The sequence below is a fragment of the Methylosinus sp. R-45379 genome, from assembly GCF_001644125.1.
Lineage (GTDB): Bacteria > Pseudomonadota > Alphaproteobacteria > Rhizobiales > Beijerinckiaceae > Methylosinus.
Genome location: NZ_LUUM01000298.1, coordinates 48383 through 62453, shown reverse-complemented (window position 1 = coordinate 62453; position 14071 = coordinate 48383). Strand labels below are relative to the sequence as shown.

Annotated in this window: 14 protein-coding genes; 7 read left to right on the top strand and 7 right to left on the bottom strand. The window is 65.7% G+C overall.

Features of this window, described 5'->3' with window-relative positions:
* Positions 1 to 358: 358 nt before the first annotated feature.
* The 3 genes from A1351_RS21565 (at position 359) to A1351_RS21555 (ending at position 3699) form a co-directional block, all read left to right on the top strand.
* Positions 359 to 2320 carry an acetoacetate--CoA ligase gene (locus A1351_RS21565; RefSeq protein ID WP_036290244.1) on the top strand — a complete coding sequence of 654 codons (1962 nt, stop codon included), beginning with the start codon at positions 359 to 361 and terminating at the stop codon, positions 2318 to 2320.
* A gap of 161 nt (positions 2321 to 2481) precedes the next feature.
* Positions 2482 to 2868, top strand: a complete 387-nt coding sequence (locus A1351_RS21560; protein WP_024879032.1) for a VOC family protein — start codon at positions 2482 to 2484, stop codon at positions 2866 to 2868.
* Between the two features lie 87 nt (positions 2869 to 2955).
* Positions 2956 to 3699: an acetoacetate decarboxylase gene (locus A1351_RS21555; protein ID WP_024879031.1), complete on the top strand. Its 744-nt coding sequence runs from the start codon at positions 2956 to 2958 to the stop codon at positions 3697 to 3699.
* 6 nt (positions 3700 to 3705) lie between these two features.
* Here the strand turns inward: A1351_RS21555 and A1351_RS21550 are convergent, their stop codons facing one another.
* Positions 3706 to 4530, bottom strand: a complete 825-nt coding sequence (locus A1351_RS21550; protein ID WP_064033879.1) for a LysR family transcriptional regulator — start codon at positions 4528 to 4530, stop codon at positions 3706 to 3708.
* A 113-nt stretch (positions 4531 to 4643) separates the two neighbouring features.
* On the opposite strand from A1351_RS21550, the gene A1351_RS21545 reads away from it, so the two are divergent.
* Together A1351_RS21545 and A1351_RS21540 are read left to right on the top strand one after the other, a co-directional pair.
* Positions 4644 to 4901, top strand: a complete 258-nt coding sequence (locus A1351_RS21545; RefSeq protein ID WP_064033878.1) for a hypothetical protein — start codon at positions 4644 to 4646, stop codon at positions 4899 to 4901.
* Between the two features lie 82 nt (positions 4902 to 4983).
* On the top strand, positions 4984 to 7104 hold the full coding sequence (locus A1351_RS21540) for a bifunctional diguanylate cyclase/phosphodiesterase (RefSeq protein WP_083967447.1): 2121 nt from the start codon (positions 4984 to 4986) through the stop codon (positions 7102 to 7104).
* Between the two features lie 27 nt (positions 7105 to 7131).
* Here A1351_RS21540 and A1351_RS21535 read toward each other — a convergent pair whose 3' ends face one another.
* The 4 genes from A1351_RS21535 to A1351_RS21520 all read right to left on the bottom strand — a co-directional run bounded on the left by A1351_RS21535 (position 7132) and on the right by A1351_RS21520 (position 11121).
* Positions 7132 to 8220 carry a hypothetical protein gene (locus tag A1351_RS21535; RefSeq protein ID WP_064033877.1) on the bottom strand — a complete coding sequence of 363 codons (1089 nt, stop codon included), beginning with the start codon at positions 8218 to 8220 and terminating at the stop codon, positions 7132 to 7134.
* Between the two features lie 263 nt (positions 8221 to 8483).
* Positions 8484 to 9500 carry a patatin-like phospholipase family protein gene (locus A1351_RS21530; RefSeq protein ID WP_024879026.1) on the bottom strand — a complete coding sequence of 339 codons (1017 nt, stop codon included), beginning with the start codon at positions 9498 to 9500 and terminating at the stop codon, positions 8484 to 8486.
* Positions 9497 to 10282 carry a 3-hydroxybutyrate dehydrogenase gene (locus A1351_RS21525; RefSeq protein WP_024879025.1) on the bottom strand — a complete coding sequence of 262 codons (786 nt, stop codon included), beginning with the start codon at positions 10280 to 10282 and terminating at the stop codon, positions 9497 to 9499. Before A1351_RS21525 ends, A1351_RS21530 begins: the two co-directional genes overlap by 4 nt.
* A gap of 197 nt (positions 10283 to 10479) precedes the next feature.
* A complete protein-coding gene (locus tag A1351_RS21520; RefSeq protein WP_024879024.1) occupies positions 10480 to 11121 on the bottom strand; it encodes a helix-turn-helix transcriptional regulator in 642 nt (213 codons plus the stop codon).
* A 201-nt stretch (positions 11122 to 11322) separates the two neighbouring features.
* Between A1351_RS21520 and A1351_RS21515 the strand changes: the two genes are divergently transcribed.
* Positions 11323 to 11712, top strand: coding sequence for a DUF2946 family protein (locus tag A1351_RS21515; RefSeq protein WP_024879023.1), 390 nt, complete (start codon positions 11323 to 11325; stop codon positions 11710 to 11712).
* Positions 11713 to 11875: 163 nt separating this feature from the next.
* Positions 11876 to 12262, top strand: a complete 387-nt coding sequence (locus A1351_RS21510; RefSeq protein WP_024879022.1) for a hypothetical protein — start codon at positions 11876 to 11878, stop codon at positions 12260 to 12262.
* Between the two features lie 235 nt (positions 12263 to 12497).
* Here the strand turns inward: A1351_RS21510 and A1351_RS21505 are convergent, their stop codons facing one another.
* Both A1351_RS21505 and A1351_RS21500 read right to left on the bottom strand, forming a co-directional pair.
* Positions 12498 to 13376 (bottom strand): hypothetical protein, encoded by an 879-nt coding sequence (locus tag A1351_RS21505; protein ID WP_024879021.1) that lies wholly within the window; start codon positions 13374 to 13376, stop codon positions 12498 to 12500.
* 24 nt (positions 13377 to 13400) lie between these two features.
* Positions 13401 to 14063 carry an O-methyltransferase gene (locus A1351_RS21500; RefSeq protein ID WP_024879020.1) on the bottom strand — a complete coding sequence of 221 codons (663 nt, stop codon included), beginning with the start codon at positions 14061 to 14063 and terminating at the stop codon, positions 13401 to 13403.
* Positions 14064 to 14071: the final 8 nt, after the last annotated feature.

The window sequence follows — 14071 nt, the reverse complement described above, 5'->3', positions numbered from 1 at the left end:
TGGTGGTGGTGGTGGTGATGATGATGCTTGTGGGCGCGCGGATGGGCCGAGGCGGCGAGCGGAGTCATGGCCACGGCGAAACCCAGAGCCAGCGCGGCGATCAACTTCTTCGTCATAATCGATCTCCTCTATGAGGGGGCGTCCACGGCGCGGGACGGCCCCATGACAATGCCGCGGCCAAGATGAATAAATGCCGAACGAACCGCCGCGGCGCCCAACATAGCGGCGCCGAGCCCGAAACCAAAGCTTGTCGCAGCGCCGGCCGCAGTCCCAAAATACGCAGGCCGATCCCCTATCGCGCGCAATTGGGAGCTTCTATGACGAGCACAGCCCCATACCGCGCCCCAAGGACTTATCGATGCCGATCTGGAAGCCCGACCTCGATCGCCAGAAGAACGCCATTCTCACCCGCTTCGCGCAATCCATCGAGGCGACCAAGCCCTTCGCCGAGAGCTTCGATTATGACGGGCTCTATCGCTGGAGCCTGACCCATTCGCCCGAGTTCTGGTCGGCGATCTGGGACTTCTGCGGCGTCACCGGCGAGAAGGGCGAGCGCGTCCTCATCGACGCCGATAAAATGCCCGGCGCGCGCTGGTTCCCGGACGCCCGGCTGAATTTCGCGGAAAATCTGCTGCGCCCGCGCCCGGCGGAGACCGAGGCCATAGTTTTCTGGGGCGAGGACAAGGTCGAGCGGCGGCTCACCTTCGGCGAGATCGAGCGCCAAGCCGGCGCGCTCGCGGCCTTCTTCCGCGCGCAGGGCGTCGAGCCCGGCGACCGCATCGCCGCCTATATCCACAATGGGCCGGAGGCGATCATCGGCATGCTGGCGGCCGCCTCGCTCGGCGCGGTGTGGTCCTCCTGCGCGCCGGAGTTCGGCGTGCAGAGCGTGCTCGATCGCTTCGGCCAGATCGCGCCGCGCATTCTCATCGCGGTGGACGGCTATTTCTACAAGGGCAAGACGCTCGACCGCGCCGATAATATTCGCGAGATCGCGAGCAAGCTGCCGACCGTGCAGAAAATCCTCGTCGTCCCCTACACGAGCGCGTCGCCCGCGCTCGACGGCCTCGCCGATGCGCAGCTCTGGCCGCAGGCTGTCGCGGCGCATCAGGGCGCAGCGCTGCGCTATGAGCGCCTGCCCTTCGACCATCCGCTCTACATCATGTTCTCCTCCGGCACGACGGGCGCGCCCAAATGCATCGTGCATGGCGCCGGCGGCACGCTGCTTCAGCATTTGAAGGAGCATCGCCTGCTGAGCGACATCAAGCCCGGCGACCGCTTCTTCTATGCGACCTCCACCGGCTGGATGATGTGGAACTGGCTGGCGAGCGGCCTCGCCAGCGAGGCGACGCTGCTGCTCTATGACGGATTCTTCAACTCCGGCAAGGATGGCGCGATTCTGCTCGACTTCGCCGCCAAAGAGAAGGCGACCTTCTTCGGCACCTCGGCCGGCTATCTGAAGCAGATAGAGAAGACCGGGCTGAAGCCGCGCGAGAGCCACGACCTCTCCGCCGTGCGCAGCATCGCCTCCACGGGCTCGCCGCTGCTGCCGGACAGCTTCGATTATGTCTATCGCGACGTCAAAGCGGATGTGCAGCTCGCCTCGATCAGCGGCGGCACCGATATCGTCTCCTGCTTCGTTCTCGGCAATCCGTGGAGCCCGGTCTATCGCGGCGAGATTCAATGCGCCGGCCTCGGCATGTCGGTGCAAGTGTGGGACGACGAGGGCAAGCGCGTCACCGGACATGAGGGCGAGCTCGTCTGCACGCAGCCCTTCCCCTCGATGCCGATCTATTTCTGGAACGACGCCGACGGCGAGAAATATCGCAAGGCTTATTTCTCGGAACATCCGGGCATTTGGCGCCATGGCGATTTCGCCACGGAGACCGAGCACAACGGATTCCTCATCCATGGCCGCTCGGACGCGACGCTCAATCCGCAGGGCGTGCGCATCGGCACGGCGGATATCTACAATATCGTCGAGCGCCTGCCGGAGATTCTCGAATCTCTCGCCATCGATCAAGAGTGGGAAGGCACGACGCGCATCGTGCTGTTCGTGAAGACGCGCGAAGGGACGAGCCTCGACGACGGGCTCGCCGCGCGCATCAAACGCGAATTGTTCGAGAAGGCCTCGCCGCGCCATGTGCCTTCGGTCATCGTCGAGGCGCCCGATCTGCCGCATACGCGCTCTGGCAAGCTCGTCGAGCTCGCGGTCAAGGAGATCGTGCATGGGCGGCCGGTGAAGAATATCGGCGCGCTCTCCAATCCAGAAGCGCTCGACTTTTTCGCAAATCTTCCGCAGCTCGCTGACAAAGGCCCCTAGAGTGTTTTCGAGCGAAGTGGGAACCGGCTCGCGTGAAGAAAACACGACAGAACAAGGGCGAGAGTCTTTCCGGTTCAATCTGAACCGGAAAGACTCTCGCGGAGCGAGCGCGCCGCTTCAGCGCCCGCTCTTTGCGGCCTCGACGCAGGAAAAGGATCGCTATGCAGGCGCTGGGACGCATCGTCATTCTGGTGAACGACTATGACGAGGCCGCGAATTTCTATCGGGACAAGCTCGGACTGGAGACGCTCTTCGACGCTGGCGAAGGCGCCCGGCGCTTCCTGCATCTCGGTTTCGGTCAGGGCGGCGTCTGGCTGCTTCTCGCCGATAGCGCCGAGGCGCGCGCGCGAGTCGGAAACCAGACCGGCGGTCAGCCCGTCGGGGTGGTCTACACCGACGACATTCATGGCGATTTCGCACGCCTTACCGACAAGGGCGTGAAGGTCGCGGAAACTGTCCAGAGCGACGAAGGATCGTTCCATTTTCGTTTCCACGACCTCTACGGCAATCAATGGGTGCTCGTGCAATTGGACGCCTCGGCGCGTTGATCGCCGGCGCGCGAGCGTCGGATCGTCACGAAAGCGCGCTATCTACTCGCCTCATTGTCTGACCATGTTCGATAGGGAGCCGCGAAGATGAAGATCGACGAGGTGCGCAAGACGGCTTTTGCGATGCCGCTCACCAATCCCGCCTATCCGCGCGGACCCTATCGTTTCTACAATCGCGAATTCATCGTCATCACCTATCGCACCGATCTCGAGGCGCTGCGGGCCGTGGTTCCGGAGCCGCTCGAGGTGGACGAGCCCATCGTCAAATATGAGTTCATCCGCATGCCGGACTCGACCGGCTTCGGCGACTATACCGAGAGCGGACAAGTGATCCCGGTGCGCTTCAACGGGCAGAAGGGCGCTTATGTCCACGCCATGTATCTCGACGATGACGCGCCCATCGCCGGCGGCCGCGAGCTGTGGGGCTTTCCCAAAAAGCTCGCCTCGCCCAAGATCGAGCATGACGGCGACGTCATTCTCTGCACGCTGAAATATGGGCCGGCGCTCTGCGTCGAGGCTTCGGTCGGCTATAAGCATCGCATATTGGAGACAGCGCCGATCGCCGAGGCGATCCAGCAGCCGAATTTTCTTTTGAAGATCATCCCCCATGTCGACGGCTCGCCGCGCGTGCTGGAGCTGGTGCGCTACCATATGACGGATGTCGAGGTGAAAGGGGCCTGGGCCTCGCCGGCGGCGCTCGCTCTGCATCCGCATGTCGCCTGCGACGTCGCCCGCCTGCCCGTGCGCGAGATCGTCTCCGCGACGCATTTCACCGCCGATCTCACGCTCGCGCTGGGCGAGGTCGTGTTCGATTATCTCGATCAGAAATAGCCGCGCTCACGCATCTTCGCGCTCGGTCGCGCGCGCCAGCAGAATTTTATAAGCGATATCGAAATAGCCGGGGAGCGGGCAGCGCGCGATGCTCTCGCCGCGCAAAAGAATGGCGGGAATCCAGGCGGCGCCGAGCCCGGCCTCGACTTGCGCGAGCAGCGCTTCCGCCGAAGCGCTCTCGCAGATCGGCGGATCGCGCATTCGAATTCCATGCGCGGCGAGCATGGCGGCGATGCGCGCGCCATAATGCGTGCCCGGCGCATAGACCATGAGGCGTCCAATAAGAGAGTCGCCCTCCAGCGCCACGACCTTCTCGCCGCCGCGGCGCTGCGCGAGGATCAGCCGATCCTCGCCGATAACCTCGAGCGCGAGCCCGGCGAGATGATCGGCGTCGCCGAAATCGGGAACCATGGCGAGATCGCCATGGCCGCGCTTGACCGCCTCCACGCAGCCGGAGACGGAGGCGACGACGACGGAGTAATTGCGCAATTCATTTTTTATCAACCACGGCGACAGAAAGGTCGCCGCCAGAGTGTTGGTCGCATAGATGCGCAGCGCCTTCTCCAAATGGCTGGACACGGAGAGCACGGCGCGGCGCGCATCATAGATCTCGTCGCGCAGCCGATGCGCGCGCGCGAGGAATTCCTCTCCCGCCGGCGTCAGCGTCACCGGGCGGCGCTCGCGATCGAACAGCGGCGCGCCGAGCCATTCCTCCAGCCGCTGCATGCGGCGGCTATAGGCGGATTGCGTCGTGCCGCGCGCTTGCGCCGCGCGCGTGAAATTGCGCGTCTGGCAGAGCGCCAGAAAATCGTCGATCCACTGCAGCTCCATGATGCGAGAAATGCATCATGGAATCGAAATTGACAATTGGACCGCCCCGCAGCTCCGCGCCATATGCCTCAGCGTGACGAATGAACGGGGCGAATATTAACGGGGCGAATATTATGGAAGCTCTGCTGACGATTTTGGAGAAGGACGATGGCGCGGGCTTCGCGCTGCTGCCGCGCAGCGTGCGGCTGCTGGCCACGCCGCAGGAGGCGCGCGCGTTCTGTGAATTCGAGGTGGTGAGCGGAAACGCGGCCTATCGTGAGGGCGAGCGCTTCTATCTGACGCAGGCGAAAGCGCGGCGCGCCTATCCCTCGGCTCAGCTTCTGGAACAAGGCTGCGGCGCCGCCCCCGCGACAATCGAGCGCTCGCGATAGCGCCCGGCGCAACTGGACATATGCCGCTCATATTACAATTATCATTGTCGATGAGACAAATTCACCGCCTCGGCCGCGCTACATGACGAGCTTTCGCTTCTCGCTGCAAGCCCAATTGGCGCTGTTCATCGGCGCTTTTCTGGCGATCGTTCTGGGATTGGCGCTTCTGTCCACGCTGAGCCTGCGCGCTGTGGACGCCAAGACGGACGCGCTCGCGTCGAAATGGATCGACGGCACGCGCATTCTCGGCGAATTGTCGGATCGCGTGTCCGAGTTCAGGATCGCGGAGACCTATCGCGGGCTGGCGGAAACGGAAGAAGATCGCATCGCCGCGGAGCGACGCGCCGCGGAACATCGTCGCATCATCGACGAGCTTCGGCGCGACTATCTCTCTCTCTTCGGCGCGGGGCCGCGTCCCAGCCTCACGAAATTCGACGAAGCGCTCGCCGCCTATCTCGCCGGCCATGACGCATGGATCGCGCGCGCGCCGGACGCCGCCGCGATCAAAGACGTCACCGCTCTGCACCAGCTCTACAGGGCGGCCGATGAAGCCGTCGACGCCGCGATCGACGAGCTGAAATGGTCGGCGCGCGCCGAGGCGGAGACGGCCGCGCGCGTGACCGAAGGCGCGCTGAAGACCACATTGCTCGCCTCCGCGCTCGCCCTCGCTTTGGCCGCCTGGCTGCTGTTTCGCGTCAAGGAGCGGATCACGCGCCCGCTCGCGGCGATCACAGCCGCATTCACCGAGCTAGCGTCCGGGAAACATTATGTCGAGGTTCCGGAGATCGGCCGCGACGACGAGATCGGCGTCATGGCGAAATCGCTCGACGTGTTCCGCGCCAATGCGCAGGCGCTGGAGCGCGCGCATGAGGCGACGCGCGCGGCGCAAGAGCATGCGCAAATTCTCGCGCGTCAGGATTCGCTCACCGGCCTGCCCAATCGGCGCATGCTGGTCGCCGATCTGCACGCCGCGATCGAGCGCGTCGAGGATGGCGCCACGGCCTGCGCTCTGCTCTTCGTCGATCTCGATCGCTTCAAGCCGATCAATGATCTCGAGGGCCATCGCTTCGGCGACGCCGTGCTCTGCGAGATCGCGCGGCGCCTGCGCCACGCCTCGCGCAAGAGCGATGTCGTCGCGCGTCTGGGCGGCGACGAATTCGCGATTTTGATGGAGATGACTCCAGCGACTCATATGGATCAGGCGATGCGCGTCGCCGGCCGCGCGCTCTCCGCTATCGCGGAGCCGATCGAGATCGGCGAGCGGCGCGTGGAGCTCAGCGCCAGCATCGGCGTCTCGCTGTGTCCGGAGAATGGTCTCGACGTCAGCACGCTGCTACGCGCCGCGGATATCGCCATGTATCACGCCAAGCGCGATGGGCGCGGCCGGTTCCGCTTCTTCGAGCAGAGCATGGACGAGGATCTGCGCCGGCGCGCCGAGCTCGAATCCGCCTTGAAGAAAGCCGTCGCCGCCGGCGACATCCGCCCCTACTATCAGCCGCTCGTCGATCTGCGCGACAATCGCGTCTATGGCTTCGAGGTGCTGTCGCGCTGGACGCACGACAAGCTCGGCTCTATCCCGCCCGACGTCTTCATTCCGCTCGCCGAGCAGATCGGCGTCATCGCCGAGCTCACCTGGTCGGTGGTGCGGCGCGCCTGCCGCGAGGCGCTGCAATGGGGCGCGCAGGTGCGGCTATCCGTCAATGTCTCGCCGATGCAGCTGAAAGATCCGCTGCTCGCCTCACGCCTGCTGTCGACGCTGGAGGAGGAGAGGTTTCCGCCCTCGCGTCTCGATGTCGAGATCACCGAGAGCGCGCTCATCGACGATGTCGACACTGCGCGCGCGACGCTCGCCGCGCTGCAGGCGGAAGGCGTGCGCATCTCGCTCGACGATTTCGGCGCGGGTTATTCGAGCCTCTATCATCTGCGCGCCTTTCATTTCGACAAGGTGAAGATCGATCGCTCCTTCGTGCTGGCCATGCAGCACGATGAAGAGGCCGGCAGAATCGTCGATGCGATATTGAGCCTGCTGAAGCATCTCGGCGTGACGACGGTCGCCGAGGGCGTCGAGACCGTGGAGGTGCTGCGTCGCCTGGCCGAGAATGGCTGCGAGATCGGCCAGGGCTTTTATTTCGGCAAGGCGATGACCATCGGCGACGCCTCGAAACTGCTACGCCGCCGACGCGCCGATCGCCGCGTGGCCTGAGCCACGCGGCCATTTATCTTCCTAAAATCAGGGAATGACGCCGGTCGCCATGCGGCCGAGATCGCCGACCGCGCCCGTGACCGTATCGACCGCGCGCTCCATGAAGCCGGGCTGCTCTCTCGGAGGGGCGGGCGGCGGCGGCGGAGCGGCGGCCGGCGCTTCCGCCACGGGAGCGGTCGCGGCCGGCGCGGCGATGGGAGCGACCGCGGCGGGAGTCGCGCCGGGCTTGGTCTCGGGCTTGAGCTTGGCGGGCTTCGCCTGGGCGGTGGGCTTGGCCGGAGCAGCGGCGGGCTTGGCCGACGGCGCAGCTGCGGATTTGGCGGGCTGCGCCGCCGGCGGCTTGGGCTGCGGCGCCGGCTTGGCGGCGCGGGGCTTGGCGGCAGGCGGCGGCGCGGCGACGACGGGCTCCGGCGCCGGCGGCTCGGCGATCACGGGCTCGGCCATCACGGGCTCGGCGGCGACGGGCTCGGCCGGCGGCGGCGCCCTGGGCGTCGGAATGATGCGGATCGGAGCGGCGGTCGGGGTAGTGAGCGGAACGGCGTTGGCGGCCGGCGGGCTCAGCGCGCCCTCCGGCAGAGCCGATGGCGCGCGGGCCGGGGCGGGCGCGACAGCCGCGGGCGCATCGGCGGCGGGCGTCTCGGTCTCGGGAGCGGCTTCCGCTGCGGCGGGAGCCGATTCCGCGGCAATGGCGCTATCGGCATTGTCCGTGGCGGCGGGATCGGCGGGATCGGCGGGATCGATGGAATCGCGCTGCGTCGCCGAGACGATAGGCTCGTCCTCCGCGTCGCTGGGCAGGAAGACGGTCGCGACGGCGCCGGCGCCGACCACGAGAATGACGATGGCGGCGGCGATCAGCCATCCGCGCCCACGCCGGGGCGCCGCGCCGCGCTCGCTCTGGAAATTGTCCGCCTTCGGCCTGCGCCGCGCGCGCAGCTGCCGATCGACCTCGTTCGGCGCCCGCACGGCCTCGGGCGCGGCGGCGGCGGCCGGCGGCGGCTCGGCCGGATGATCGAGCCGAAGATGAGCCGCCTCCTCCGCCGGTTGCGGGGTGTGACGCAACAGCTCCTTGAACTCCTCGAACTCGGCGATGAGCTTCTCGTCGGCGGGCGCGTTCATCTTCAGTCCTCCGATTGCGTCGGCGCGTCGGTCCGAAGCCCGCGGCGCTCGACGCCATCATTCGCGATTTTCGTCGATCGCGGCCTTCACGAATATTCGCGAAACACCCCTCTCGGCGTGAAATTTCCATTGCGGCCTTCGCCGCGCTCCACCAGGAATAGAGAGAAATGTGGCCGATCTTTGCCACGACCCGCCGATTGCTGCGGCGCCCGCGGGCGGCACGGAGCGGTTTTCTGCGAAAAACCCGGCGAGCCCCGGCCCGCTCAGACGAGCTGCTCCTTCAATTGCGCCGTTCCCGTGACGCCGATCGCGTCATAATGCTCATCGAGAAAAGCCTTGCCCGCCTCGTGGCCGATATCGAACAGCGAGCGCAGGAAATCATAATCGGCGTCGAGCTTGGTGTCCGCGCCGAAGCGCTTCATCGCCGCCCCGCCCTCCACCAGATGCAGCAGCACCTTCTTATAATGCGTGCCCTTCAGCCGTCCGGCGTCGATGAGACGGGCCACGAAGTCGATGGCGCGAAACTCGTGCAGGAGCGAGGCGTTGAAGGTGATCTCATTCAGCCGGTCCATGATCTCCTGCGAGGTGCGCGGAATCTCGTCGCGCTCGACCGGATTGATCTGCACCAGAATAATGTCGCAGCAATCGGTCTCCGTGTAGAGCGGAAAGAGCGCCGGATTGCCCATATAGCCGCCGTCCCAATAGGCCTCGCCCTCCACCTCCACCGCCTGGAACAGAGTGGGCAGGCAGGCGGAGGCCATCAGCATGTCTATGGTGAGCTCCGGCCGACGGAAGATGCGCACCTTGCCGGTGCGCACATTGGTGGCCGAGATGAACAGCTTCAGATTGTCGGTGGCGCGCAGCGCCGTAAAATCGACGAGCCCGTCGATGAGATCGCGCAGCGGATTTATGTCGAGCGGATTGAACTCATAGGGCGAGAAATAATTGGCGGCGTTCTGGGCGATCGTCTTGCGCAGCTTCAACGGATCCCAGAAGCCGAACACCATGTCGCAGAGCTCGCGCTGCGCCTTGCTGAGATCGCCGCCGAGGCTGACCGTCCGCCAGAACTCCTGGAGCTGCGCGCGGGCGCGCGCCGGGCCGCCCTCGCGCAATCCATCGGCATAGACGACGGCGTTCATCGCGCCGGCGCTGGCGCCGCTGATGCCGATGACGTCCAGCCGCCCATCCTCGAGAAAAGCGTCGAGCACGCCCCAGGTGAAGGCGCCATGCGCGCCCCCGCCCTGCAAGGCCAGAGTGACCTTCTTCTTTTCGTCGGTCATCCCGCGGTCCAGCCGCCGTCGATGGAAATGTTGGAGCCGGTGATCTGCGCCGCGGCGTCCGAGCACAGGAACAGGACCAGCGCCGCGATCTGATCGACGGTCACGAATTCCTTGGTCGGCTGCGCCTGCAGCAGCACATCATTGATGACCTGCTCGCGGGTGAGGTTGCGGGCCTTCATCGTGTCGGGAATCTGCTTCTCGACCAGCGGCGTCCACACATAGCCGGGCGAGATGCAATTCGCCGTGACGCCGAAAGTGGCGAGCTCCAGCGCCACGACCTTGTTGAGCCCGGCTATGCCGTGCTTCGCCGCGACATAGGCGGCCTTGAAAGGCGAGGCGACCAACGAATGCGCCGAGGCGGTGTTGATGATGCGGCCCCAGCGACGCTTCTTCATGCCCGGCGTCGCCGCGCGAATGGCGTGGAAGGCCGAGGAGAGATCGATGGCGATGATCTGATTCCATTTCTCGATCGGGAAATCCTCGATCGGCGAGACGAACTGGACGCCGGCGTTATTGACCAGAATGTCGACCGAGCCGAGCTTCGCCTCGGCGTTTTGGATCATGGCGGCGATTTCTTCGGGCTTTGTCATGTCGGCGCCGTCGTAAATGGCGGTGACGCCGAACTCTTTCTCAATGGCCGCGCGCTCCTTCTCGATCTCGGCGGAGTCGCCGAAGCCGTTGAGGACGACATTGGCCCCCTCCTTGGCGAGGGCGCGGACGACGGCGAGGCCGATGCCGCTGGTGGAGCCGGTGACGACGGCGTTGCGTTTGGCGAGAGACATTCGCGCTCCTTGGTGAAAACGCGCCGACCAATGGCGCCGGAAATCATGCGTCGGGACGCAATTTAGAGCGCGTTCCGATCGAACGGTACCGTTCGATCGATCAGAATTCGCTCCAAAAGAGAGACGCTAGAGCATTATCCGATCGGATCGGATAATGCTCTAGCGTCTCGACGTCGAGGGAACATGACGCCGCCGGCTCACTGGCTCGCCCAAAGGATGCGGGCGATCCAGCTCACCTCCTCCTTGGGCAGGACGCGGTCCGGATAGGCGGGGTTGAAGGATTTCAACTCCACCGTGCGTGATGTCTGGCGCTTCAGCTCTTTGGCGAGCACCTCTCCTGAGGTGGTCTTCACGACCACGCGGTCGCCGCGGCGCACCGGGGCCGCCGGCGAGACGATGACGATGTCGCCGTCGCGATAGAGAGGGGCCATAGAGTCGCCGGAAATCTCGAGCGCGTAGGAATGCTCGTCGGCGTCGGCGAAGACGTCGATCTCGTCCCAGCCCGTGCCGGTGGCGAAGCCGGCGTCGTCGAAATAGCCGCCGACCCCGGCCTGGGCGAGGCCGATGAGCGGGCGGGCGCTGCGCGTCGGCCGCTGCCCCTTGGCCATGACCAGAGACATGAACTCGTCCAGGCTCGCCCCGGTCGCCTGCAGAACCTTGGCGATCGATTCGGTCGAGGGCCAGCGCAGCCGCCCATCGGCGGTCTGCCGCTTGGAGCGGTTGAAAGTGGTCGGGTCCAGCCCGGCCTTGCGGGCGAGGCCGGAGGCGGTGAGGCCATAGCGCTCACCGAGCGCGTCCAGCGCCGCCCAGATTTGCGCATGCGTCAGGATCTCAGCCATTGGCGGACCTCATTCCTAAAGCTAGGAATAGAACAGTCGCCTCCGCTCCGCAATTCGAGATTTGCCCTCCGGCAAAAGCGCCAACGTGGCGCCGCGCGGTCTTTTTTCCGCCAGAAATCCTCGCATTTTCAGCAAATTCCGAGGATAGCCCCGCAAGGCTCCATTGACCATGTCGCCAGGCCCGCCTATCTTGGAGCGATCGTGACCCAGCAGAGCGACAAATCTCGGCAGTATGGACAGACGGCGGCGACGCTGCTCGTCGCCTATCTGCTCGTGCTGCAGGGACTGGCCGCGGGCCTCGTCGTCGGCGCCCGCGCCGGACAGAACGCCCTCGGCAGCGCGATCTGCGTCACCGCCAAGGCGGTGGACGAGCGCTCGCAGGGTCCGCGCGCTCCCGCGCATGGCATGGACGCCTGCTGCATCCAGCATTGCACGGGGCTCGACGGCGGCGTCATCGGCAGCTTCGCCGAGCTCGAGCCGCCGCACTCGCCCGAGGCGGGAATTCTCCTGCCTCTGCGCGAATCCGGCGGTCATAAACGTCTCGCCCAACTTCCTGTCGGAGCGCGCGCTCCGCCCGTCCTCGCCGTCTGAACGCAGCCCGGAGGCTGCGCCGCTGGCGCGCCTTTCCGCTCCCGCCCCCAGCGGAGTGAAGGCGCATCCATCAGAAGACAAAAGCGAATTCGTGATCGATTCCGCATGCGCCACGATGCGCGGGGATCGACTCGAAAATCGCTCGAGAGGCCGAGTCGAGACAATGGATTATGAAGTTGCCCCCCGCGAAGGACGGCGCGCCGCGCGAACTGCGGCCGCGCCCGCTCAGGACCAGTCCAATACGCCGACGCGCCGGCGGATCGAGGTGCTGGAGACTTACTTCGGCGCCGACGGCCGCCCTGTGAAGCGCAAGAGCATAGGCGCGGCGCGTGTCGCCCGCCGCTATGACGAGCGCGGTAATAAGGTCGAGGAAGCCTATTTCAACGCTGACGGCAAGCCGACCCTGCGCAAGGGCCTCGGCGTCGCCAAAATCGCCTGGCGCTATGACGAGAGGGGCCGCCAGATCGACGCCTCCTTCTTCGACGCCGCCGGCGAGCCGGTCCAAAAGGGCGCGGCTGCGCGCGATCGGGCGCTCGCCGACGCCTGCTGAGAGCAGATCGAAATATCGATATCGGCAGGGGCGGCCGAAGCGCCGCCCTCGGCCTCGAAGCGCGATCCGATCGAACCGGACCGCGCTTTCGCATTTTCAGGGCGCTTTTCGAGCGGACAAGACCACCGCGTCGATCTCTGCGGCCGGCCGGTTGCGCGCTGGCGCTCGCCCGCCCCCGCCGATGCGGCGCTTCCGCAGGCGGAGGCGTAGCCGAAAGACGCGACCGACCTCCAGCCTAGTCTTTTTTCAGCGCCTTGACGCGGGCGCGCAAGGCGCGGGGCGCGATGATGGGCGCGCAATCGAGAATCGCCAGAAGATCGGGCTTACGGATTTTTCCGGCGAAATCTTCCGCATAAAAGGCCTCGCCCTGCGGCAGATTCGACGCGAAGCGCGCGCCGACGCCGATCGAGGCGGCGAAATCGTCCCATTTGAATGGAACATCGACGTAGCCGCTGTCGAGATAGCCGAAAGGGACGTCATAGGCGCAGCGCAGGATAGCTGCGTGCAGAGCGCCGCAGAGCGCGAAACGCGCGCTCACGATCTGGTCGATCGTCGCTCGAATGGCGTCCAGGCTCGCGGCGATATTCGGCCGCACGACGAGATCGACGCCGGTTTCCTCGATCAGCTGCCGATCGGTTTTCGGCTCGAGAAAATGCGGCACGCAGATCGCCTTGTCGGCCAGGCCCGGATCGATGCGCGGCGCATAGAGCAAGGGCAGCAGCAATGCGGGATCGCCGAGCGGCGTCTCCGCCGGCAGGCCCAGCGCATCGCGCGTGAGCGGTCCGCGCGCGCCCAGAAAGACGCAATGCCGCCGGAACTCCTCGTTCAGCGGATGCGGGTCGCGCTTGCCGCAGCACCAAAAGGCGATCTTCGGCGCGCGATAGGCGCGGGAATGGGTGAGATCGATCTCGATCTGATGATCGGAAATGACGCTGCCGATCAAGCGAACGACGTCGAAATCGCTTTTATAGCGTCCGGCGCGTCGGTCGCGCATGCTGCGCTTGGTCAGCTCTCGATACAGCAGCTCGGAAAGCGCATCGCCGAAATTCAGCTCGCGCATCCCCTTCCGCCAATAGCCGACCATTTGGTCGCTGTAGAGGCGCGCCATCTGCATCCGTCCTCGTATCGGAGCGCCGCGTCAGCCGTTCACGATCGCGATGGCGAAGCCGTCCCAGCCCTTGGAGCCGACCGTCTGAATGGCGGTCGCGGTGACGCGGGGCTCGGCGGCGATCGCCTCGAACAGCGCTCTCGCGCCGGCGGCGTTGGCGTCCGTCCCCGCGAGCACCGAGCCGTCCCGCACCACATTGTCGACAATGATGAGGCTCCCCGGCCTCGCGAGCCTCAGCGCCCAGGCGAAATAATTGGCGTTATTGGGCTTATCGGCGTCGATGAAGGCGAGGTCGAAGGGACCGGCCGCCTCCGCCGCGAGCTTAGGCAGAGTGTCCAGCGCCGCGCCGACGCGAATCTCGACACGGCTCGCGAGACCGGCCTTCGCGAGATTGGCGGCAGCGACATCGGCGTGCTTCTGCTCGAGCTCCAAAGTCACCAGCCGGCCGCCCTCGGGCAGAGCGCGCGCCAGCCATATGGTGCTATAGCCGCCGAGCGCGCCCACCTCGAGAATCCGCTTCGCCCCGATGGAGCGCGCCAGCAGATGCAGCAGCTTGCCCTGCGGCGGCGAGACGTCGATCGCCGGCAGGCCGGCGGCGGCATTGGCGGAGAGGGCCGAATCGAGATCGGCGTCGGCGCCGATCAGCCGATCGGCGATATAGGCGTCGACTTCACCCCAGGCCTGCGATGACATTCGCCCCT